The following is a 20,497-nucleotide window of genomic DNA, read 5'->3' as shown; positions in this document are numbered from 1 at the left end:
CATGCCTTCTTGCGTACCAGCATGAGACGGTGACCGACTCCTCGGCGTTCGTCTCCCCGAGCGCGACCACATCTCGCTTCTTTATTTAGAAAGTGATTGCGCCACGCTTATGAGGTTTTGCGGTGTCACGCGAATGATGCCGTTCCGTGGGCTATCGATGTCCGCGATAAGCATGAGGGATAGCGATACGACCAATGGCATGACCAGGAGGAGGCGTCGCGTCGCAGTCGCGCTGCGTGATCCGTAGCCAACCAGCACATTGCAGAACAATCCGATCAAGATCAACAATGCCCATGCGGCCGGAGGGATACGGTTCCACAGCGCCGCCTGGGTATATCCCTGCGTGTTGATCACGTCGTTCATTCCCGAGACGGCCAACGCGGTGACGGGGTTCGGTTGCGCGGTCGCTCCGGTTCTTACGACACCCCACATGTCCGTTTGAAGTTGGGCCGTGGTTGCATTGATTGCGGTAAGCCGCACCGGGTCGCGAACCTGATAGAACTGAATGCGCTGGTTCAGATATTGCTCGAGGAGCGGTCGTAGGCTTTTTGCTGCGTCGCCAGGCAGGAGCTCCACTCTGACGAATTCCGTCCCGATCGCGTTAGCTTCCTCTTCTTCGTAGTTCTTGCGCTGGTCATAGCGCCCCACCGCCATGGAAAGGCTGAAACCGATGACAAGCGCCAGCAGTGTCAACGTCGCGGACTGGACTATGCCGAAGTCTTCGCGGGCATCGCTGGCGAGCGGTTTGCTGCGTCTCAGTATGGCGGCGCCGAACCATGCGGCTAACGACATAAGGACCATCGAGACCAGGAGGAGGGTTATGGAGTGAGTGACGAGTTGTTCCATTCTTGAAGGCCCCTGCAGGCTGAATGACTTTGGTCTATGCCTGTTCACGCCAGATGCTGCACGTGTTCGGCATCGCGAGTGACGTATGGTTAACAGACCACTGTGATGGCCCGGGATTGTAAGCCGGGATCCTCTGCCATATTGCGTCTTCGCGTTCAAAACCTATTTTGCTTAACTATAGTGTGGAATATCAACCCAACGGTGTGCAAAAGGAGCCTGCCATGAGCGACGCATTCCCTCGTCCGTCACTGGGCGCCGCGGTGTATTACCTCGACCCGTTTGCTGCGCTGGATTGGCTTGAAAAAGCCTTCGGCTTCAAGCGCCAGTTTGTCGTCACGGACAGCGACGGCCAGCTTGCCCATTCGGAAATGCGCTTCGGCAACGGCTATCTCATGGTCTGCCGTGCATGGGCCGAAGACATGGCGAGTCCGCAGTCGATCGGCGGCAAGAACACGCAGTCGGTACACGTACAACTGGACGACGGTATCGACGCGCATTGCGAGCGCGCCCGCGCTGCCGGCGCGGTGATCACGCGTGAACCGGCGGACCAGTTCTATGGCGACCGCGTCTACGTCGCGCGTGATCCCGAGGGACACGCCTGGAGTTTCGGCCAGACTGTGCGCGAGGTGTCACGCGAAGAGGCCGAGCAACTCACCGGCCTGAAGATCGACGGATGGGTGTGAGCTGACGGCGCTACCCGCTAGCGTGTCGTTGAACCGAACCTTGGCCGCACTCGCTGACCCGAGCCCGCGCCAGGTGGTCGATTTGCTCTGCCGGCGGCCGATGCGCGCAGGCTTTAGCTACCGGCAGGAAACAGTGCATCTCTGTAGCGTAGCGAATCCGCTACGCGCATAAGGGGATAATTGTCGTCCGCCGCGTGGGTTGCGGTTTCATGCCCGTTTTGACTTGCCATGTACAAAAAAGGCGTTGCCTTAGAAATTCAGTTTGCTCCCGAACGACTCAACGACGGTGCAGGCGATCCCTACTGGATCGACTTGACGCGTGAAGAAGCGCAAGCGCTTCTCCAAACGCTGCAGACGCAGTTAGCCGCAAGCAGTGTGGGTACGGCGGCGCCGCTTGTCGTGAGTCTTGATGAGACGAAGTCTTCGAGCCGCTCGCTGTCCGCGGGCGTTGGTTCATCCGCCGGTGTGCATGACGCCCCAGCCGCCGACGAATTCAAGCAATGGGTCTGCGTCATTTGCGGGTGGATCTACGACGAGGCGGCCGGTTTGCCTGAAGAGGGGATTGCTGCGGGAACGCGCTGGATCGACGTGCCGACTGATTGGCGTTGTCCGCTGTGCGATGTGGGCAAAGAAGATTTCGCCATGGTCGATTTTTGACGGAGGCGCTTTCTTGCTGGCGAGCATTCTCGCTAACGGTGAACGGTTGGCCGCGATGGAGTAGGGGCAAGCGGCTGAGAAAGAAAACACCTGCCCCGGCGGTAAATTGCGCGTCCGCATGACGCCCCGAACCCGGCCGCCGGATCAGTTCCCCAGCGCCGCCAACTGCCTCAAGCGCCGCGCCAGCGCCTTCGACACCACCTGCGATTCCGCGCCGCTGCCTATGCCGCGGGCGGCTTCGCTCTCGCGCAGGAATGCAGCGGTTTCCTCGGCGACGATTTCACGTTCGTTGTCCGACGTAATCATGTGATACGAGTCGTCGAGATAGATCGTACGCAGAAACGGCGAGGCTATCTTGGCCGCGACGTAATGCGCATTGCGTGGGTTGGCCGTTTCATCGTCGATGGCGTGAATGATCAGGCAGTCGGTCGAGATTTCCGCGAGGCTTGCCCGTACGCGTTTAGCGAGGCGGCTCGCCTCACGCAGCGCGGGCAGCGAGATGGTCGACGGCCCCACCTCGCTAATGCCGTTGCGCTGCATGGCGCGTGCGATCTTCGCGCGCAATGCCTCGTTGCGCAGGCCGAACGGCGAGGCTTCGCGATAGCGCCAACGACTGCGCATCGGTGTGTAGTAGGCCCAACCCAGCAAAAACCGATACCACGGAATCGCCCAGCCATCGTAGGAGAGGGTGACCGAAAGCAACACCACCGCGTGGGCATGCGGCCGCTTGCTGACCACGGCCAGCGCCAGCGCGGCGCCGATCGACAAGCCGCATACCGACACGCGCGCATAGCGTTCGGCCAGCGCATCGAATTCGCGCAGCGCGGCGTCGATCCATGCCTGCATGTCGCGCTCGGCCGACCCCGCGCTATAGCCGTCCAGCACCGGCGCGAAAGTGGTAAATCCTTCGTTGTTCAAATGACGCGCCAGAAAGCGCATTTCGAGCGGCGAACTCGACAGGCCGTGCAGCATGAGCACGGCGTGCTCACCGCCTTCCTGCAATATGTGTTTGGCTCGCTCCAACGCTCAATCCTCGATTCGCAGCACCAGGAAGTCCCCGGCATGCGTCGTAAACCGCTCGCCGACGCAGTCGACTGGCTTGTAGGTGTGATCCCCGCTCTTGATGCGCAAGCGGTGACTGCCCGGTGTCAGCGTGTTTTGCAAACGCGCGATATCCGCCGGGTGGACCGCCGAGAAACGGCTGCCGGGGGCCGAGGTGTGCGGCAGCATGTGCGCGGCGCCGCTCGCGAGAGCCACATCGGCGCGTAGCGAGGCTTTGCGGTCGAGCGCCTGAATCAGAATGATGGTGTCGTGATAGTGCGGCAGATGGCGCAACAGACGATGCGTTTCGTCGATCGTGCGCCGCCGCAGCGCGCGGTTATTGTCGGCGCGCAGCAGCATTTCGTAGCGCGATTTCGCGACCGACGCGAACAGTTCGGCGCGAAACTGCGCGCGACGCAGGCGCTCGATCAGGCAGATCACGATGAGCGTCACCGACGGGTATGAGATGACGAGTGTCAGGTCGGCGCGATCGAACACCGTAAAGTTGGCGTAGGGCGGCACGAACAGGTAGTCGGCAATGACGAGCCCCACGAGCATGACCGTCAGGGCCGGTCCCAGTCCAAAAAGGTACTCGATGAGCGCGGCGGCGACGCAAAAGAACGCCCCAGGCATCGCCGGACCGATGAAGGGACTGAGTAACAGACGTACCCCGCTTGCCACCACCAGGGCCAGTAGCGCGGCGAGCCAGGCTCGGGAACCGCGTGGCGCCCATCGTTTGGCGTTTTGAATTTTCACAGCACTGCGTGCTTCATGCACGCTTCATTTAGAGATTGGGCGCCAATGGTATCGCATTCGACGCCCCGCGGGACCGGTTCTCCTGGCGCCCGTCTCAAGAAAACGCCGCGCTTGGCGCCTGGTTTGTGCGTCTCGCCCAAGAGGGGCGCCGCACAGCGGCAGGTTTGGGGGTATTCACCAACCTTCGCGCTGCGGCACCGCTCAGAACGTATAAGTCAGGGCCAAGGTGTCCGTATTCTGCTGAACCCGTCGCGTGATCGGACTCGAGGCGGAGTTGCCGTACAGGCGGGCAAATTTCATCTGAACGGTGGCGGTCAACGATTTGGTGATCAGATAGTCCGCTTCGACCGTGATGTATCCAGTGGCGGCGCCGCCGTGCGCGTCGTACACGGGCAAGCCGGACGCCGCGCTCTGGCTGGGCGTGATGCCGAACCAGGTTTGCTGGTAAGTCGCGTTGGTCCACGTGACGCCAGGCCCAGCGGTCAGATACAGCTTCTTGCCGATCGGCAGGGTGGCGGTGGCATTGGCGTCGACCACCAGTCCTTCGCGGTTGCCGCCAATATCCTGGGCCGCCGAGGTCGACAACGTGAACGCCGATAGCGTGTAGTCGAGGAAGAGCTTGGCCCGCGGCGTAGCCGGTACATTTTGCAGCCCGCGCAACCGGATGTCGTCGCTGGTTTTGCGTTCGGTGAAATCGTATTGAAGCGCGAGCCCCGCGCTCCAGTTGGCGTTGTTGACGAAATACACGCCCAGCAGCATGTCTTCTTTGGCGAACAGGCGGTTCTTGTATTCGATGTCGAACGCTGGAAAGGGCCTGAGCCGCATGAAATTTGCGCCGGGATACGCCGGCCCCCACTGTACTTCGGGTCCAATGGTCACTGTCCAGTCCGGGGTCGGCGCGGCGTTGGCCGTGGCCTGCTGCGCGAAGCTAGCTATGGGCGCCAGCAAGCCGGCAAGCGCCATCAGGCTGGCGCCGAGTTGGGGTGACGAAAACATATTGCCGGTTCGAAGAGGGGGGAACGGGGAGGCGGGACGCCGCGGACTGCCGTTTGGGTCCGCTGGGTCGGCCTCCGGGGTTGGCCTTGTTATGTAGCCCGGAAGATTCCGGGCGCGCGTGATTATGAGGCATACGGAGCGTTCCCGCACCTCTTGCCGAAACAAACGTTTGCCGGGCAGGCATGCAAAAGGCCGCGCAAAGCGCGGCCTGTCCTGCACTGCTGGTGCGGTGCGCCTAGAACTGGTGACGCAAGCCAGCCGTCACGGCAACCTGCGTGCCGGTTGCCGAGGGCGACAACGTGTTGATCGTTGCGTCACCCAGCACTGAGCCGGTCGCCGCGCCGTGGACATGCTGATACACGCCTTCGATGTAGACATCGGTCCGCTTGCTCAGCGTGTAGTCGGTCTGCAGCGTGAACTGATTCCATTCCGGCGAGGCGTTGGCGCCGCCGTTGCCATACGAGCCGTTAGTGAAAGTGTAGGCACCGGCAAGGCTCAGGCTCGGCGTGAGCGAATATCGCGCATTTACTTCATAGTTGTCGAGCCGCAGGCCGCCGCCCAAGGTAGCGTAACCGTCGCCACCGGCAAATACACTCGAGATGTTGTCGATCTGCGAGTGTGTCCACAGCAGGCCCACCGTAGCCGGGCCGAACGTGTAGTTGCCACCTGTGCCCCAGATACGCTGGCGTTGCGCGACAAAATCCGCGCTGCCGTCGTTGAGCGCGACCGCGCCGTTCTGATTCGTGCCGCTGACGCCGCCGCCGGCGTTGTTGAGCTGGAGGTAGCCCGCGGCCAGGTTCAGCGGGCCGTGCGCATAGGTTGCGCCAAATCCGTAGGCGCGGTTGTTCGCAAAGCCGCCGGCCTTGTTGCTGAAGGCGTACATGCCTTCAACGGTGAAGCCGCCGTAGGTGTTGCTCGTGTACTTCACCGCGTTGTTGATGCTCATCGAGTCCGCGGAGAGGTTATCGTTATTGAACGGATGCGCGGAGAGATTGCCGCCGTAGCCGTTGCCGGCGGCCGAGATCGGGCCCAGCACGTCGTTGACGGTATCGAACTGGCGGCCGAGCAGCACGGTGCCGAACTGGTCGCTCTGCACACCGACATAAGCCTGTTCGCCGAACGCATCGCCGGCGTTATAGAGGCTGCCGTTATTCAGGTTAAAACCGTTTTCCAGTTTGAAGATCGCGTGCAAGCCGCCGCCGAGGTCTTCCGAACCCTTCAGGCCATACACCGTGTTTTCGGTGGCGGCGCTGGTTTCCTGCCAACTGCTGTGGCCGCCCTGGTTGTTTGCGTAGATCAGGCCGGTATCGATCACGCCATACAGGGTGACGCTGCTTTGCGCGTGTGCGGACAACGCGAATGCCCCTGGCAGCACAAGTGCCAGTAACGACTTCTTCATGCTTTTAAGCTCCATGACGTAGCGGGGACTGCGAGAGTCAATCTCTCCAGGCGGCAATGCGTTCGCATATGCCATTCGGTTGAGTTATAAGAACCGCGATGCTACGGTCTTCGAGGTAAAAAGGTTATATAAAGTGAATAGCGAGAGAATTTGACCAGGCCGGGCGGCTATTGGTGACGCTGGCACAACGATGTGTTCTCTTTGGATGCGCTATTCAGCGGGCATCCCCCCTCCTAGAATCGGTCCTTCAGTCCTGTTCGTCTCATGTGTGGACGAACTGCCCTCAAGCCGCCAGCCGAAATGACGATGACGACAGTTCCTCCGCTCCAGCAGCGATACAGCGCGACCGCGATGAGCCTGCATTGGCTGATTGCATTGATGATCGTGGCGGGTTTTTATCTCGGCTGGATCATGACCGACATTCCCGGTTTTACGCCCACCAAGCTCAAGTACTTTTCATGGCATAAATGGATTGGCGTGACCGTTTTCGCACTGGCCGTCATTCGCCTGGCATGGCGCCTGACGCACCGGGCGCCGGCCCTGCCGTCCGGCATGGCGTCGTTGCAGAAGCTGGCGGCCGAAGCCGTGCATGTGATCCTGTACCTGCTGATGTTCGCGATTCCGATCTCCGGCTATCTCTACAGTTCGGCGGCCGGCATCCAGGTGGTGTATCTGGGCATCGTGCCGCTGCCTACGTTGATCGGCCCCGACACCACCCTCAAGGTGCTGCTGAAAACCATCCACATCTGGCTGAACTACAGCTTGCTCGCGCTGGTAGCCGCGCACGTGCTGGCGGCGCTCAAGCATCACTTCGTCGATCGTGATGGCTTGCTGGCCCGCATGATTCCCTTTCTCAAGTAGCCCCAGGCTTACCGCAGACATCAACAACGATATGAAAACCTCTCTCCGACAATGGATCGTGGCCGTCACGGCGTGTTCCTCGCTGTTTTTCGGCGTCGCGCATGCGCAGGTCGATACCGCTAAAAGCAAGGTGACCGCCACCTCGAAGCAGATGAACGTGCCTGTCGAAGGCACCTTCAAGAAATTCACGGCGCAGCTCGATTTCGATCCGGCCAAGCCGGCCGCCGGCAGCGCAAAGCTGTCCATCGACACCGCGAGCTACGACCTCGGCGACGAAAGCTATAACGACCAGGTGCGCGGCAAAGACTGGTTCAACACCATGCAATATCCGAACGCGACCTTCGTTTCGAGCGCCATTGCACCCGCCGGCGGCAACCAGTTCAAGGTCAGCGGCACGCTGACCATCAAGGGCAAGTCGGAGACCGTCACAGTGCCGGTCACTGTCGCCCAGCAAGGCACGACGCAAACTTTCGACGGCACCTTGCCGATCAAACGCAGCCAGTTCGATATCGGCACGGGCGAATGGAAGGACACCTCAGTAGTCGCCGACGAAGTACTCATCAAGTTTCACATCGTGGCAGCCAAGAAGTAAGCCGCACACTAACCTGGAGAATCACCTTGAAGAAGCAACTTTTGGCCGTAGCAGTCGCCGCGCTGGCAGCCGGTGCATCGTTTAGCGCAGTCGCCGCTGAAACTACCTATATGCTCGATCCGACGCATACGTCGCCGAGCTTCGAAGCCGACCACTTCGGTGGCGTTTCGATCTGGCGCGGCAAATTCACGAAAGCCACCGGCTCGGTGACGATCGATCGCGAAGCGAAGACCGGTACGCTCGAAGCCACCATCGACATGACTTCGGTGGACATCGGCAACGACAAGCTGGACGAAGAGCTGAAGGGCACGAAATTCTTCGACGCCACGCAATTCCCGACCGCCGTCTACAAGGGCACGTCGATGAAGTTCAAGGGCGACGTGCCGGTCGAAGTGATCGGCGAGCTGACCATGCACGGCGTGACGAAGCCGCTGAACCTGAAGATCGAATCGTTCAAGTGCTTCCAGAACCCGATGCTCAAGCGCGAAGTGTGCGGCACGGAATCGACGGCGACGTTCGACCGCTCGGACTTCGGCGTCGACTTCGGCAAGACGTATGGCTTCAAGATGGCAACCGTCCTGCACATCCAGGCGGAAGGCGTGAAGCAGTAAGAGAGGATTGCCCCGCTACGCGATGGCGGGTTTCCTGCTAATGAAAATGCCCCGGGCTATTCAGGCCGGGGCATTTTCACATGGGGCTGGCGGTGTGTTCGCATCAACGTACGGGGCACGGTACTGCGCCGCAAGCCGCGCGTCGTCCGGTTAAGCCTTGCTGCCGGACGGCTTGCCATCATGCGGACCCATCGGACGCGCTGGCCAGTCGACCCAGCGATCCGGACGAGTGGCTTCGTGGGCCTCGTTCATCGGATAGCGAATCCGGTTCTCTGCTTTTTCGGTTTCTCCGATCACCAGCAACCGCACATCCTGATCTGTATTGTTGATGAAGGTATGGCAAATCCCCGTACCCGCCGGAAACGCTACCGAGTCGCCCGGCTTCAGCGGATGCAGATAGCCGTCGATCCATACATCGGGCGTGCCTTCGATCACAAACACGAATTCTTCTTCCGCGCTCTCTGCATGCGGGTAAGAGGTGCGGCGCCCAGGCGGCAAACGACAGTGGTGAATGCCGATGCGCTGAAGCCCGAGCTTGCGGGCAAGCGGCGCTCCAATGTCGTGCAGCTCGGTGCTGCCTTCGTAGTGGGAGTCGTCGGGACCTTCCAGTTCGGTCCAGTGGCGGATGAACCCGGGGCGTTCCATTGAAGTCTCCTTGCCTTGAACAGGCCTGCCTTGCAGGTTCGCCGCGTGTGGTCCGGCTGCACCAGCTTGGATGACGCGGCGTGAGCGACAATCTTACTGCAGCAGCGCGCGCACGTCGTCCAGCAATTTGCCGATCTCCGCCTCGGTGGTCAGATAGCTGACGGAAGCGCGGGCGATCTGGGTGAGGCCTCGGGCATTCATGTCGAACGGGGTATAGGCGATCCCGTTGACGCCGATCGTCACGCCTCGCGCTGCCAGTGCGCGCTGCACCGTTGCGGCGTCGTGGCCCGCCACGTTGAAGGCCACCAGTCCAGAGCGTTCGCGTCCCTGATCGAGTACGGTCACGCCGTCTATCTGCGCCAATTCGGCGCGCAGCGTCTGCGCCAGGATATCGATGCGCTCACGGATGTTTTCGACGCCGATTTCCAACGCCTCCTGCAATGCATTGGCCAAACCGCACGACAACGCCGGTGCGACCTCCGCAGATTCGAGGCGTGCCGCGTCGGCCCGCAAAGCGGGCTCGCCGTTGGCGCCGAGCGGTGCCGTGCGGGTGTCGACGAACGCCGGTGTCAGGCGCTCCAGAAATGCCTGCCGCACATACAGCAGCCCCGTGCCGCGCGGGCCGCGCAAGGCCTTGCGGCCCGCGCCGGTCAAGACGTCGCAGCCGAGCTCGGTCACGTCCACCGGCATTTGCCCGACCGCTTGCGCGGCGTCGATGAAATACGCGATGCCATGGCGGCGCGCGATCCGCCCGATCGCCGCGGCCGGATTGATGAGGCCGCCGTTGGCCGGCATCCAGGTCAGCACGATCAGGCGTACCCGCTCGTCGAGCATTGCCTCAAGCGCTTCTGGGTCGGCCGCGCCGCTGCTATCGGAGGGAATCGTTTCGATGGATGCCCCCGCGCGCTGCGCCGTCAGGCGCATGGTGGCCAGGTTGCCGCCCCACTCGTGACGCGCAACGAGGATGCGATCGCCGGGCTGCCATGCGCCCAGCGCGGCGAATGCGCTGCCCCAGGCTTGGGAGTTGCCGGTCGTCACGGCGATCTCCGTGGGTTGGGCATTGAACAGTCGCGCGGCAAGCGTGCGCGCGCTTTCCGTTTGCTCGCGTGCCGCCACACCGGCTTCCATGGGGCCCATGATGGCTTCACGCCACAGATGAGCGCGGATTGCTTCCAGTGTCGCTGCGGACGGCAGCGAGGCGCCGGCGTGATTGAAATGCGTGATGTGCTGCGTGCCCGGTGTCTGGGCGCGCAGCGCTTGCACGGCGGCATCGGTAAGCGGGACTGGCATGGATGGGGGCTCCAGTGATGCAGCGACGGTTCGGAACTACGTTTCAGTTTCAGGACTGCGTGAGCGAGACTACCGCTTCGACTTCCACGGCGACGCCCGAGGGCAACGACGCGACGCCGACCGCTGCACGCGCATGGCGGCCGGCGTCGCCGAATACCTGCACCATCAGATCCGAGGCGCCATTTGCAATTGCGCTCTGACGGTTGAACTCCGGCGTGCTGGCGACGAAGACGCCCAGGCGCACGATGCGCGCCACACGCTCGAGCCGGTCGCCGGTGGCGGCGGCGATCTGCGCCAGGATGCCGAGCGCGGCGAGCCGTGCGGCCTGCACGCCATCCTCGTCGGAGATAGTTTCGCCAAGCCGGCCGACGTAGGCGGGCTGGCCGCCCTTGCGTGAGATCTGACCGGAAATATAAAGCAGCGAGCCGTCCTGCACGAACGGGACGTAGTTGGCGGCAGGAGCGGCAGCGGATTCGAGCGTGATGCCGAGTGCGGCCAGGTGGGTGGTAAGCGAGACGGTCATGTCGGGTAGTCCTCACGAAACAGGTGGATAGGCGTACCATCCTATGGCGGCGGCCGGTTGCTGACCAATGAATTCTTGCCCGCTACGCATGAGTCAAACTAATGCATTCAATCGAGCGAATCTGCCGCGGCGGTCCGCATCAGCCAGTCGCGGAAGGCTGCTACGGCCTCGCTTTCTCCCGCTGCTGCGCGGGGCGTGACGAGCCACCAGCCGATGCGCGGATCGTCCAGCACCGCATCGGGCACCGCCTGCACGAGCGCGCCGCTCGCCAGTTGCGGCGCGATCAGACGGTGACGGCCCATGGCGATGCCTTGCCCCGCAAGCGCCGCTTCAACGACGATGTTGTAGTCATGCAGATGCACCGTCTGCGCGTGTTGCAGGTCCACGTGAAAGCGCGTCGCCCAAGCCTGCCACTCAAAGGGCAGTTTAGCGTGCGACGCGAGCAGCGGATAGCGCAGCAAATCCTGCGGCTTGCGTGGCCGCCGCGAACCGCCGAGCAGCGCGGGCGAGCAGACCACCGCGAGCCGCTCAGGCATGAGCTTGCGGGCACGTACGCCGGCCCAGCCGCCGCGGCCGTAGCGGATCGCCATGTCCACTTCTCCGCCGGGAACATCGGCAAGCGCGATGTCGGGCCGCAGTTGCAGTTCGATCTCCGGATGCGCGGCAGAAAACGCCTGCAGGCGAGGCGCAAGCCAGCGTGTGGCGAACGAGGCCAATAGTCCGAGCGTTAGCTTGATCCGTTGCGCAGCGGGTGCGCGCGTTTCCTCGGTGCCGGCGCGCAGCAGTTCGAACGCCGCGTGCACTTTTGCAAAGTAAGCCTGCCCGGCGGTGGTCAGCGCAACGGCACGCGTGCGCCGTTCGAACAGCGCAACGCCCAGTTCGCTCTCCAGTTTCTGAATGTGGTGGCTGACGGCGCTTTGCGTGACGAACAGTTCTTGCGCCGCCAGGCTGAAACTCAGATGCCGCGCGGCGGCTTCGAAGGCGCGCAGGGAGATGAGGGGCGGCAAGGGGCGCGTGGCACGCATGGGGCTCGAACGAGGACTTGGGGAGTCCGTCATGCTACGCCTGGTTGCGGGAAGCGGGCAAGGCAGGCACAGGTCGTATCACTGCGCCGGCACGTTTTCCCGGAAACGCAGCACCATTTTGCAGCCTGGATGGTTGTCGTGGATCTCTACGTCGGCGTTGTGGACTCGCGCAATGGCTGCTACCAGACTCAAGCCGAGACCGTGGCCTGCAGGGGCATGCGTTGGCTGGCTCGGACTGCGGTAAAACGGCCGCAAGACTGCCTCGCGCTCGGCGACCTCGATGCCGGGTCCTGAATCCGCGACATGCAGGATGGGGTCGCCCGCATCGACGCAAACTTCGACCGCAATCGCGCCGCCGCTGGGAGTAAATTTCAGCGCGTTATCGAGCAGATTTTCGATTGCGCCGAACAGCAGATCGACATCGCCCCTGACGTGAACGGGCGCAGGGGTATGCACCGAGACCTTCAGACCACGGTCGTCGGCGACCGGTTCATAGAGATCGACCACGTCGCGCACCACGGTGCCCAACGACACATCTGCGAAGCTCGCCCGTCTGCCGTCGGCTTCGATCTCCGCGATTCTGAGCAACGCGGTGAAGCGCGTGAGCACGACGTCGGACTGCACGATTGCCGCATCGACAGCACTCTCGTAGTCGTCAACGGTGTTCGAACGCCTGCGCGCACGTTCCAGCCCTGCGCGCAGATGCGTCATCGGCGTGCGCAGGTCGTGCGCGATGCCTGCGCATACGCCCCGGACTTCAGCAACGAGCCGCTCGATCTCGTCGAGCATCGTGTTGACGATCTCAGCCAGACGATCCAGATCGTGATCCGTGCCGCGGGTCGGCAAACGCCGGCTCAGTTGTCCCGCCATGATCTCGCGCCCCGTCAGGCTGATCGCCCTGATGCGGCGATTGGACATGGCATTGAGGGCTGCTCCGCAAGCTACGGCGAGGATGATCGTTAGCGTCAGACCGACGCAGAGCATCTTCACCAGCGTGTGGTCGAAAAGAATGATTTCATCTATGGAGTGACCGACGACGATGCGCAGACCGCTTTGGGTCGGCACGATGATGCCGCGATAATGCGCATCCACTATGCGGAGGCCGTCGCGCACGGGCTGTACGTAGTTGAATGGCTTGCGGTTCTGGGCGAGCGGCAGCACGAGGATGTTTCCGGCAAGCCACGTGCCGTCGGTGTCGAATACGCCATAGGGACGGGTGCTCGCGACGTCGCGGCGGCTCAACGCCGTGATTTCGGCAATCGCCTCGTCGCGCCCAATCGAATGGAATTCGGCCACCTCCCCAAGCAGACGCTCATCCACTTCATGCAGCAGGTAACCGTGGGTTCCGCGGTAAAGCATCGCGAACAGGATGATCGCCGAGGTGACGAACACCACGAGCAGCGAGGTGACGCTGCTCAGGTGCATGCGCGGCCGGCGCTTATTCGCCGGCATGGAGTATATAGCCGACATTGCGAACGGTGTGGATCATCACCGACAGTCGTCCGTTCAGACTGATCTTGCGGCGTAGCTGGCCGATATGCATGTCGATGACGTTGGTTTGCGCGTTGAAATGGTAGTTCCACACGGACTCGAACAGCATCGCGCGCGTGACCGGTTGCCCGGCGTGACGCATCATGTATTCGAGCAACTGGTACTCGCGCGGCTTGAGCTCGATCATTTCGCCGGCGCGCTCCACCAGATGCGTGCTCATATCGAGGATGAGGTCGCCGACGCTCAGTGCCGAGGCTTCCGTGGGCGACGAACGGCGCCGCAGCAGGGCGTTCAGGCGCGCGGTGAGTTCAAGGCTGTCGAAGGGTTTGGTGAGATAGTCGTCACCGCCGGCGCGTAGTCCTCGTACCCGTTCGTCGACTGCCGACAGGGCGCTCAGGATTAGCACAGGTGTTTCCTTGCCGACGTTGCGCAAGGTGGACAGGATCGACAAACCGTCGACATCGGGCAGCATGCGGTCGAGCACGACCGCATCGAATTCGCTGTCCAGCGCACGCAGCAGGCCGGTGTGCCCGCTCGACACGCTATCGACCGTAAAGCCGTAGTCCTCGAGTGCTGCGGCGACTTCGAGCCGCACGTGATCGTCGTCTTCGACGACCAGGATGCGAGGCCTGCGCCCTGTCAGGCAGGCGACCGATGCTTCACTTTGCAAGAGGAGGTTTTCCGTTTGATCCAGCGAATGGGTTGGGCGGCGCCGCGGCGTCCGAATCGCCTGGCGTGGCGATTGGGGGACGCCCGAGCGCGGGCCGCCCTGCCTGGCCGCGTAGCGTGCCATGCATATGTGGCTCTTTCGTGACACTGCTGCCCAGCAGTGGCGCGCGCGGCGCTCTCTAGTTGAGTGCGAGTGCTGCACGTAGTTCGACTCGGGCTTCAGCTAGCGCTTGCTGAAACGCAGGATTGGCCATCAGCGCTGCAGCCACAAGCGTGCCGTCGATCCGGCCTGCTTCGACGTCGCTCGGATAGTGCACGCCGTCGACCACCCGGTTCTCGCCGAATTCACGGGCGCGCACGAACAACGCATCGCGCTTCTCGGGGACCATTTGCGCGAGCAGGATCGCGCTCATATAGCCGAACGTCGCATGACCGCTCGGGTAAGAGTCGTAAGCGCCCTTCGGGTTGGTCGATATCGTTGGATGCACCTCGCTGCTTGCCACGAAAGGCCGTGCCCGTGAGAAATAACGCTTGCCGCTTTTCGCGATCGTCGCGGCGTCGTGTTGTGCGGCGAGAAACAGCGCGGTGGTCTTCGGCAGATTCGCTTCATTGAAGGCCGGACCTAGCACGTCAGCAAAACGGAACACGGAGATGTCGACGTCGGCCTGGGCTCGCGCGACCTGTTCGGCAGTGCGGGTGCGCTGCACCTCGAGTACCGCTGCGAGATCGGCCTGCTCGCGCGCCGATCCCGGAGGCGGCGGTGGCGCGAGCAGTTTGCCGAGATCGATCTGCTGCGCGTCCAGATAGCTGGTGCTTTGTGCTTGAACATACGGGCTTGCCGTGCCCGCTGCGATCAACAAGGCAACGACAAGTGACAAAGAAGGGAGAGGTTTCATGGTGCCCGGGAAGAGAGGATGGCGTGCTTCGACGTGGCGGCGTTAGACATCTGCGCGCAGGCCACGTGAGCGGTTCACAGCCACGTGCGATTCGCGGCTGAGGCTGCTGATCCTAGTGCGCACAGATGAATGACCGGTGTCCAGAAACTTACAAACTTAAGCGCACTTCGCCTCGCAGCCTCGCACTGCATCGTTTGTCGGGTATCCGTAATAAGAACTTTAAGTTCGTAAGATACCCATCACTCGTCATTAACGCGCCGTCGATAACATCGCGCCTTGTCTGACTCAATGCCCCACGGCTACATTCAAAACAAGGATGCATGAACCATGCAACGCGTACGTTCAAAGTTTCATAAGAAGCCGCTGACGCAGTTCGTTCTCGCCTCATTCTGCGTGGCCGCAACACAGGCCGCTCATGCCCAGGCCTCCGGCGATCTCGGCTCTGTTCAAAGCACGGCCGTTTCGTCTTCGGACACGAGCACCAAATCGAACAAAAACGCCGAGTCGGCACCGGCTCAAGCCCCTTCGCAGGGCTCGCTCACAGCCAGCGAGCCGAAATCGGTGATCAGCCGGCATTACATCGAGAACAGCACGGCGCCGACCTCGAACTACAGCGACATCGTGCAGATCGCTCCGAGCGTGTCGAATATCGATCCGAACGGCTCGGGTTTGATGGAGTCGCAAAGTCTTTCCATTCGCGGATTCCAGGACGGTCAGTACAACGTGACATTCGACGGCATTCCGTTTGGCGACTCCAACGACTTCACGCATCACTCGACTTCGTTCTTCTCGAACCAGGTCATCGGCAACATTAACATCGACCGGGGTCCGGGCGACGCCTCGCAGATCGGCTTTGCGACGTTCGGCGGCACCATCGGCATCGAATCTAAGGACCCTTCGCTCACGCCGTCGTTTTCCGTCCTTGGGTCATATGGAAGCTGGAACACCTGGCTGACGGGTGCGGAGTTGAACACAGGCGACATGCAGCAATGGGGCGATGCGCGCGTCATGGTCGGCTATACGCAGACCGGTAGCGACGGCTACCTGACGGACGCGGCACAGCGCCGCCAGAACGTCTACTTCAAGCTGGAAAAGCCGATCGGCGACGATACGTTGATTACGGTCTTTGCCACCTACAACAAGATCCACCAGAACGTGCCGCTCGGCTCGACCGCCGCGCAGATTCAGGCCTATGGCCCGAACTTCAGTCTGAACAGCGACCCGACCAGCCAGGCCTATTCCGGCTACAACGTCGACCTGATCAACACCGACTTTGAATACATCAACGTTCAAACCAAGGTGGCTCAATGGGTCATCAATAACAAGCTTTATACGTACGGCTACTATCACAACGGCTTTAACGGAATGGATCCGAACGGCGAGACGCCGAACGGCACAAGCCTTGGTGCGAACGACGTGCCGGGTCAGGAGATGAACAACAACTATCGCGCGTGGGGCGACGTTCTCACCGCTGAGCGCAAGATTGGTCCGGGCACATTGCAGATGGGCGCGTGGATCACGCATCAGTCCAACTTCCGCAACAACTTCAATGTCGACGACTCGTTGAATTTCGCTTTCCTGTCGCAGAACTTCACGATGAACGACACGCTGCTGACGTTCGAGCCGTACCTGCAATACGCGCTGCAACTGCCTTATGGGCTGACGGTGACGCCGGGTGTGAAGTATGTGTCGTTCAATCGCCAGATCGATTCGCCGATGAACCAGAAGTCAGGCGATCCGGTCGACTATGGTCATACGTGGACGAAGGTGCTGCCGTCGCTCACGGTTCACGAACAGATCGCTTCGAACTGGAGCGCTTATATCCAGTACGCGCAGGGTTTTCTGGCGCCCAATCTGAATGTGTTCTACGTACAGAACCCGTCGGTTTCGGGCCAGCCGGATCCGGAGCAAACGGATAACTATCAGATCGGCACGACCTACAAGACCAATCGTTTGACGGTTTCCGCGGACCTGTACTACATCAACTTCCGCAACGCTGTGACGAGCCGCACGGTGGGCGACAACGTGATCTTCACGAATGCCGGCGGTGCGGTGTACAAGGGCTTCGAATCCGAAGCAACCTTGTCGCTCGGCTACGGCTTCAGTCTTTACGGCAATCTGACGTTCAATTCGGCCAAGCAGAAGAGCACCGGCGACTGGATGCCGAACGCGCCCCAGCAAACCGCCGCAGCCGGTGTGCTCTACGAGCACGGCCCGCTCAACGGCTCGCTGATCACGAAGTTTGTGGGCCATCAGTTCGGCGATACCGGCGACACCCAGCCGATTGGCGGCTTCACGGTGACCAATTTCTCGGCCGCCTACACGATCAAGAACCTCACCCCGTGGACGCATAGCACGCGCATCGGCTTCCAGATCGACAACCTGTTCAACCGCACCAGTATCGATGCGCTGGCGGGCTACACCGCCGCCGACAACACACCGCTGTACTGGACCATCCCGGGCCGTGCGTTCATCGGCACCTTGTCCACCGACTTCTAACAGGAGCTTTACCCATGACTGTCGATACTCTGCTGCACCTCGCGAACAATTCGGGCGGTGTCCTGTATGTGATTGCCGCGATGCTGTTCGTCGCCTTGACGATCATCATCGAGCGCTGCTGGTTTCTGCAGCGCGCCGCCAGCAGCAGCCGCGCGGCGCTCGAGCAACTCGACAGACTCGACCAGTTCAATGCGACGACGCTTGCCGCATGTGCTGAGCAGTTTCGCTCGCTGCCCACCGCCACGCTGTTCGTCACCGCCGGCCGTCTTGCCGGACAGTCGTCGCGCGAAGAACTGGGGGCTTGCCTCGAGGAAGCGATCATGCGCGAAGCACCGCGTATCGACCGCTTTCTCTGGGTGCTCGACACCATCGTGACGCTGGCGCCGCTGCTCGGCCTGTTCGGCACGATCGTGGGCATGTTCAACGCGTTTCAGGTGCTGTCGAATCCGGGCAACGCGCCGACCCAGGTGACCGGCGGCGTGGCCGAAGCGCTGATCGCGACAGCGTCCGGACTGTTCGTGGCGATGATCGGTCTGGTGTTCTTCAACGGCTTGCACAATCGGGTGCGAGGTGTCGTGCATCAACTGGAGACCGTGAAGGCCGCGCTCGTCAACCGGCTGGCCGGAGCGTCGCACGAAACTTCGAAGGCTACGCGTGAGGCCCCGCGCGCCGTGGTCGGGAAACTCGCCTCGCAGGGAGCGTGACGATGAAGTATTTCGAAGCGCGCAAGGCTCGCATCGAGATCATTCCGATGATCGACATCATGTTTTTTCTGTTGGTGTTCTTCATCATGATCACGCTGCATATGATTCCGAATGCCGGCCTGCGCACGCAATTGCCTTCGAGCTCGACGGCGCAGTCTTTGCCGCCGCCTAAAGTGACGGTCACGCTTGCCACCGACGGCAGTCTTTCGGTCGACGGCCAAACGCTGAGCCCCGCGCAACTGACGGCGATGCTGGCGGCGCGGTCCGACGTTGCGCATACGGTTGTGACGATCGCCGGCTCGAAGCAGGCCGAGATTCAGAAGCTCGTCGCTGTAATGGACGCTTGTCGTGCCGCGGGGGTCTCGCAGGTTGCGCTGGCTGCACAAGCTGTGGCGAACTGATATGGCAACTGTATCCGCCTCCGGCGACGTGCAAGAACGGACGCGCCTGTTTCCTGCTGCGGCGCTCGCGTTGATCGCGGAAGTGCTGCTGCTCGGCGGCGCGTTTGCGTTCCTCACGCATAAGTCCCACGCACCAGCCGAACTGCCCCCGACGGTGCTGACGCTGGCGGCCCCAGCGCCGTCGCCGGCGCCTGTTCCGGCGCCCAAGCCGGTCGTGACGCCGCCGAGGCCCAAGGTGGTGCCGCAGGTGCGGCCCGTTGTACAGGTGCGTCATGTTGCACCTGTGACGCCGCCGAGACTCGCACCTGTCCCCAAGCCGACGGAAGAACCGGCGCCGGTGCTGCCGTCGGCAACCCCAACCGAAGCGCCGCCTGCGCCGCGTCCGCCACCTCCACCGCCGCCCGCTCAGGCGCCGGCCGCGCCGACGGCCAGCTTTGAGAGTGCGCTGCGCGCGGCGATTCAGGCAGCGCTGCGGTATCCCGAGTCAGCACGCATGGCGGGCATGTCCGGCCGCACACGCGTCGCGTTTCAGTACCGCGACGGCGTGGTGTCGGACGTGAGCGTCGTGGTGTCCAGCGGCATCGGACTGTTGGACCGCGCTGCGTTGGCCGCAGTGCGGGACGCGGCGTATCCCAAGCCCGAGCCGGCGTTTTCCGGCAAGACGCTGTCTGAGCAATTGTGGGTCACGTTCAATCTGGACGAGCACGAATAACTGCCAGCGGGCCGGCATGGTACTGACCTGAAACAACGATGAACATGATCAACTGGAGTCAATTCAAAGTGAAACAACGAAACGTTCTGCAAACTCTGATCGCCGGCGCTGTCGCCTCTCTGCTGATGCTTGCTGGCGCACATGCAGCAACAGAAACAAATAATACGCAGTTCGAAATAACGAAGCATTACGGCCTGAGCGGTGCCGAACGCTGGGACTATGTAGCGTACGATCCCGTCCGGCATCATCTGTTTGTCAGCCGCGATACGCATGTCCAGGTCGTCGATACGAAAACCGGCAAGCTTGTCGGCGAAATTGAAAACACCGACGGCGTGCATGGCTTCGCATTCGTCCAGGACCGCAAGATCGGCTTTGTCACGAATGGCCGGGCGGATACGATTAACGTCATCAACCTCGATACGTTGAAGGTGATCGACACGATCAAGGCGGCCGGGCCCGACCCCGACGGAATCCTGTATGTGCCCGCGCTGCAGCGGGTGTTCGTCAGCAACGGACATGACAAGAGCGTGAGCGCAATCGATGTCGCCACCCGCAAGATTGTCTCGACCATGCCGGTAGGCGGGAAACCCGAGGCCTTCGCGGCGGACAGTCAAGGCCATGTTTTTGTCAATGTTGAAGACACAAGCGAAATCGTCGAGATGGACGGTAAAGCCGGCACGGTGCTCGCGCACTGGTCGATTGCCCCGTGCGAGGATCCGACCGGACTCGCCATCGATGCTTCGCAGGCGCGCCTGTTCGCGGTTTGTGCGAACCAGCGCATGATGGTCGTCGACGCGACTTCGGGCCGTCATGTGGCCGAGGTGCCGATCGGTGGGCATCCCGACACGGCGGCGTTCGACCCCGCCTTGAAGCTGGCGTTTAGCTCGAACGGCACCGACGGCACGCTGACCGTCGTCCACGAGGACGATGCCGATCACTACACCGTGGTGCAAAACGTCCAGACGCTCGAAGGCGCGAAGACGATGGCGCTCGATGCAAAGACGCATCGCGTGTATCTCGTGTCGTCGAAGTTCGGTCCTGCCGAGGCGGCGACGGCTGATAATCCCCATCCGCGCCCGAAGGTGGTTCCTGGAACCTTTGAAGTGCTGGTGGCACAGCCGAAGTAGTCGGTGACGGCCGTGCAGCCTTGTCAATCCACGGCCGTAATCGATAGCGGGGGCGGACAGCGCGATACCGTCG

Annotated in this window: 22 protein-coding genes; 10 read left to right on the top strand and 12 right to left on the bottom strand. The window is 61.9% G+C overall.

The window, feature by feature from the left end; all coding sequences use genetic code 11:
- Nucleotides 1–81: 81 nt before the first annotated feature.
- Complete coding sequence (locus AC1ECK_RS23570) at nucleotides 82–846, bottom strand: bestrophin-like domain (RefSeq protein ID WP_480323294.1); 765 nt, start codon at nucleotides 844–846, stop codon at nucleotides 82–84.
- 221 nt (nucleotides 847–1,067) lie between these two features.
- Between AC1ECK_RS23570 and AC1ECK_RS23565 the strand changes: the two genes are divergently transcribed.
- Complete coding sequence (locus tag AC1ECK_RS23565; protein WP_480323292.1) at nucleotides 1,068–1,529, top strand: VOC family protein; 462 nt, start codon at nucleotides 1,068–1,070, stop codon at nucleotides 1,527–1,529.
- Between the two features lie 228 nt (nucleotides 1,530–1,757).
- Nucleotides 1,758–2,186 (top strand): rubredoxin, encoded by a 429-nt coding sequence (locus AC1ECK_RS23560; protein WP_480323290.1) that lies wholly within the window; start codon nucleotides 1,758–1,760, stop codon nucleotides 2,184–2,186.
- Between the two features lie 144 nt (nucleotides 2,187–2,330).
- On the opposite strand, the gene AC1ECK_RS23555 is transcribed toward AC1ECK_RS23560, so the two are convergent.
- The 4 genes from AC1ECK_RS23555 to AC1ECK_RS23540 all read right to left on the bottom strand — a co-directional run bounded on the left by AC1ECK_RS23555 (nucleotide 2,331) and on the right by AC1ECK_RS23540 (nucleotide 6,378).
- Nucleotides 2,331–3,158, bottom strand: coding sequence for an alpha/beta hydrolase (locus tag AC1ECK_RS23555; RefSeq protein ID WP_480323444.1), 828 nt, complete (start codon nucleotides 3,156–3,158; stop codon nucleotides 2,331–2,333).
- A gap of 54 nt (nucleotides 3,159–3,212) precedes the next feature.
- A complete protein-coding gene (locus tag AC1ECK_RS23550) occupies nucleotides 3,213–3,983 on the bottom strand; it encodes a DUF4118 domain-containing protein (RefSeq protein WP_480323288.1) in 771 nt (256 codons plus the stop codon).
- Between the two features lie 201 nt (nucleotides 3,984–4,184).
- On the bottom strand, nucleotides 4,185–4,979 hold the full coding sequence (locus AC1ECK_RS23545) for a MipA/OmpV family protein (protein WP_480323286.1): 795 nt from the start codon (nucleotides 4,977–4,979) through the stop codon (nucleotides 4,185–4,187).
- A 235-nt stretch (nucleotides 4,980–5,214) separates the two neighbouring features.
- Nucleotides 5,215–6,378, bottom strand: coding sequence for a porin (locus tag AC1ECK_RS23540; RefSeq protein WP_480323284.1), 1,164 nt, complete (start codon nucleotides 6,376–6,378; stop codon nucleotides 5,215–5,217).
- 300 nt (nucleotides 6,379–6,678) lie between these two features.
- Here AC1ECK_RS23540 and AC1ECK_RS23535 point away from each other — a divergent pair, with 300 nt between their 5' ends.
- Genes AC1ECK_RS23535 through AC1ECK_RS23525 form a run of 3 tightly spaced genes read left to right on the top strand, consistent with a single transcriptional unit; the run spans nucleotide 6,679 to nucleotide 8,442 of the window.
- Entirely contained in the window at nucleotides 6,679–7,239 is a 561-nt protein-coding gene (locus tag AC1ECK_RS23535) for a cytochrome b (protein WP_480323282.1), read from the top strand.
- A 31-nt stretch (nucleotides 7,240–7,270) separates the two neighbouring features.
- Nucleotides 7,271–7,831 carry a YceI family protein gene (locus AC1ECK_RS23530; protein ID WP_480323280.1) on the top strand — a complete coding sequence of 187 codons (561 nt, stop codon included), beginning with the start codon at nucleotides 7,271–7,273 and terminating at the stop codon, nucleotides 7,829–7,831.
- A 26-nt stretch (nucleotides 7,832–7,857) separates the two neighbouring features.
- Nucleotides 7,858–8,442 carry a YceI family protein gene (locus AC1ECK_RS23525; RefSeq protein ID WP_480323278.1) on the top strand — a complete coding sequence of 195 codons (585 nt, stop codon included), beginning with the start codon at nucleotides 7,858–7,860 and terminating at the stop codon, nucleotides 8,440–8,442.
- Nucleotides 8,443–8,592: 150 nt separating this feature from the next.
- Here AC1ECK_RS23525 and AC1ECK_RS23520 read toward each other — a convergent pair whose 3' ends face one another.
- The 7 genes from AC1ECK_RS23520 to AC1ECK_RS23490 form a co-directional block, all read right to left on the bottom strand.
- Nucleotides 8,593–9,087 carry a cupin domain-containing protein gene (locus AC1ECK_RS23520; RefSeq protein ID WP_480323276.1) on the bottom strand — a complete coding sequence of 165 codons (495 nt, stop codon included), beginning with the start codon at nucleotides 9,085–9,087 and terminating at the stop codon, nucleotides 8,593–8,595.
- A gap of 93 nt (nucleotides 9,088–9,180) precedes the next feature.
- Entirely contained in the window at nucleotides 9,181–10,377 is a 1,197-nt protein-coding gene (locus AC1ECK_RS23515) for an aminotransferase class V-fold PLP-dependent enzyme (RefSeq protein WP_480323274.1), read from the bottom strand.
- Between the two features lie 49 nt (nucleotides 10,378–10,426).
- Nucleotides 10,427–10,900 carry a RidA family protein gene (locus AC1ECK_RS23510; RefSeq protein ID WP_480323272.1) on the bottom strand — a complete coding sequence of 158 codons (474 nt, stop codon included), beginning with the start codon at nucleotides 10,898–10,900 and terminating at the stop codon, nucleotides 10,427–10,429.
- A 107-nt stretch (nucleotides 10,901–11,007) separates the two neighbouring features.
- Nucleotides 11,008–11,925 carry a transcriptional regulator GcvA gene (gene gcvA, locus AC1ECK_RS23505; RefSeq protein WP_480323270.1) on the bottom strand — a complete coding sequence of 306 codons (918 nt, stop codon included), beginning with the start codon at nucleotides 11,923–11,925 and terminating at the stop codon, nucleotides 11,008–11,010.
- Between the two features lie 78 nt (nucleotides 11,926–12,003).
- Nucleotides 12,004–13,377, bottom strand: coding sequence for a sensor histidine kinase (locus tag AC1ECK_RS23500; protein WP_480323268.1), 1,374 nt, complete (start codon nucleotides 13,375–13,377; stop codon nucleotides 12,004–12,006).
- Nucleotides 13,364–14,086, bottom strand: coding sequence for a response regulator transcription factor (locus tag AC1ECK_RS23495; RefSeq protein ID WP_480323266.1), 723 nt, complete (start codon nucleotides 14,084–14,086; stop codon nucleotides 13,364–13,366). The genes AC1ECK_RS23500 and AC1ECK_RS23495 overlap by 14 nt, the downstream gene beginning before the upstream one ends.
- A gap of 178 nt (nucleotides 14,087–14,264) precedes the next feature.
- Nucleotides 14,265–14,981 carry an acid phosphatase gene (locus tag AC1ECK_RS23490; RefSeq protein WP_480323264.1) on the bottom strand — a complete coding sequence of 239 codons (717 nt, stop codon included), beginning with the start codon at nucleotides 14,979–14,981 and terminating at the stop codon, nucleotides 14,265–14,267.
- A gap of 327 nt (nucleotides 14,982–15,308) precedes the next feature.
- On the opposite strand from AC1ECK_RS23490, the gene AC1ECK_RS23485 reads away from it, so the two are divergent.
- The 5 genes from AC1ECK_RS23485 (at nucleotide 15,309) to AC1ECK_RS23465 (ending at nucleotide 20,424) form a co-directional block, all read left to right on the top strand.
- Nucleotides 15,309–17,480 (top strand): TonB-dependent receptor, encoded by a 2,172-nt coding sequence (locus tag AC1ECK_RS23485; RefSeq protein WP_480323262.1) that lies wholly within the window; start codon nucleotides 15,309–15,311, stop codon nucleotides 17,478–17,480.
- Nucleotides 17,481–17,494: 14 nt separating this feature from the next.
- Nucleotides 17,495–18,184, top strand: coding sequence for a MotA/TolQ/ExbB proton channel family protein (locus AC1ECK_RS23480; RefSeq protein ID WP_480323260.1), 690 nt, complete (start codon nucleotides 17,495–17,497; stop codon nucleotides 18,182–18,184).
- A gap of 2 nt (nucleotides 18,185–18,186) precedes the next feature.
- Nucleotides 18,187–18,585 (top strand): ExbD/TolR family protein, encoded by a 399-nt coding sequence (locus AC1ECK_RS23475; RefSeq protein ID WP_480323258.1) that lies wholly within the window; start codon nucleotides 18,187–18,189, stop codon nucleotides 18,583–18,585.
- Between the two features lies 1 nt (nucleotide 18,586).
- The gene (locus tag AC1ECK_RS23470; protein ID WP_480323256.1) at nucleotides 18,587–19,297 is read left to right on the top strand and encodes a TonB family protein; all 711 of its coding nucleotides are present in this window, start codon (nucleotides 18,587–18,589) and stop codon (nucleotides 19,295–19,297) included.
- A 68-nt stretch (nucleotides 19,298–19,365) separates the two neighbouring features.
- A complete protein-coding gene (locus AC1ECK_RS23465) occupies nucleotides 19,366–20,424 on the top strand; it encodes a YncE family protein (RefSeq protein WP_480323254.1) in 1,059 nt (352 codons plus the stop codon).
- Nucleotides 20,425–20,497: the final 73 nt, after the last annotated feature.

It is taken from the genome of Paraburkholderia sp. SSBN10T, assembly GCF_056619545.1.
The sequence above is the reverse complement of the archived record's forward strand: the minus strand, read 5'-3'. Positions and strand labels throughout refer to the sequence as shown.

Coding starts and splice junctions, on each gene's coding strand:
- AC1ECK_RS23570 (WP_480323294.1), bottom strand. CDS start 846: ATGGAACAACTCGTCACTCACTCCATAACCCTCCTCCTGGTCTCGATG.
- AC1ECK_RS23565 (WP_480323292.1), top strand. CDS start 1,068: ATGAGCGACGCATTCCCTCGTCCGTCACTGGGCGCCGCGGTGTATTAC.
- AC1ECK_RS23560 (WP_480323290.1), top strand. CDS start 1,758: ATGTACAAAAAAGGCGTTGCCTTAGAAATTCAGTTTGCTCCCGAACGA.
- AC1ECK_RS23555 (WP_480323444.1), bottom strand. CDS start 3,158: ATGCTGCACGGCCTGTCGAGTTCGCCGCTCGAAATGCGCTTTCTGGCG.
- AC1ECK_RS23545 (WP_480323286.1), bottom strand. CDS start 4,979: ATGTTTTCGTCACCCCAACTCGGCGCCAGCCTGATGGCGCTTGCCGGC.
- AC1ECK_RS23540 (WP_480323284.1), bottom strand. CDS start 6,378: ATGAAGAAGTCGTTACTGGCACTTGTGCTGCCAGGGGCATTCGCGTTG.
- AC1ECK_RS23535 (WP_480323282.1), top strand. CDS start 6,679: ATGACGATGACGACAGTTCCTCCGCTCCAGCAGCGATACAGCGCGACC.
- AC1ECK_RS23530 (WP_480323280.1), top strand. CDS start 7,271: ATGAAAACCTCTCTCCGACAATGGATCGTGGCCGTCACGGCGTGTTCC.
- AC1ECK_RS23520 (WP_480323276.1), bottom strand. CDS start 9,087: ATGGAACGCCCCGGGTTCATCCGCCACTGGACCGAACTGGAAGGTCCC.
- AC1ECK_RS23515 (WP_480323274.1), bottom strand. CDS start 10,377: ATGCCAGTCCCGCTTACCGATGCCGCCGTGCAAGCGCTGCGCGCCCAG.
- AC1ECK_RS23510 (WP_480323272.1), bottom strand. CDS start 10,900: ATGACCGTCTCGCTTACCACCCACCTGGCCGCACTCGGCATCACGCTC.
- gcvA (WP_480323270.1), bottom strand. CDS start 11,925: ATGCGTGCCACGCGCCCCTTGCCGCCCCTCATCTCCCTGCGCGCCTTC.
- AC1ECK_RS23500 (WP_480323268.1), bottom strand. CDS start 13,377: ATGCCGGCGAATAAGCGCCGGCCGCGCATGCACCTGAGCAGCGTCACC.
- AC1ECK_RS23490 (WP_480323264.1), bottom strand. CDS start 14,981: ATGAAACCTCTCCCTTCTTTGTCACTTGTCGTTGCCTTGTTGATCGCA.
- AC1ECK_RS23485 (WP_480323262.1), top strand. CDS start 15,309: ATGCAACGCGTACGTTCAAAGTTTCATAAGAAGCCGCTGACGCAGTTC.
- AC1ECK_RS23480 (WP_480323260.1), top strand. CDS start 17,495: ATGACTGTCGATACTCTGCTGCACCTCGCGAACAATTCGGGCGGTGTC.
- AC1ECK_RS23475 (WP_480323258.1), top strand. CDS start 18,187: ATGAAGTATTTCGAAGCGCGCAAGGCTCGCATCGAGATCATTCCGATG.
- AC1ECK_RS23470 (WP_480323256.1), top strand. CDS start 18,587: ATGGCAACTGTATCCGCCTCCGGCGACGTGCAAGAACGGACGCGCCTG.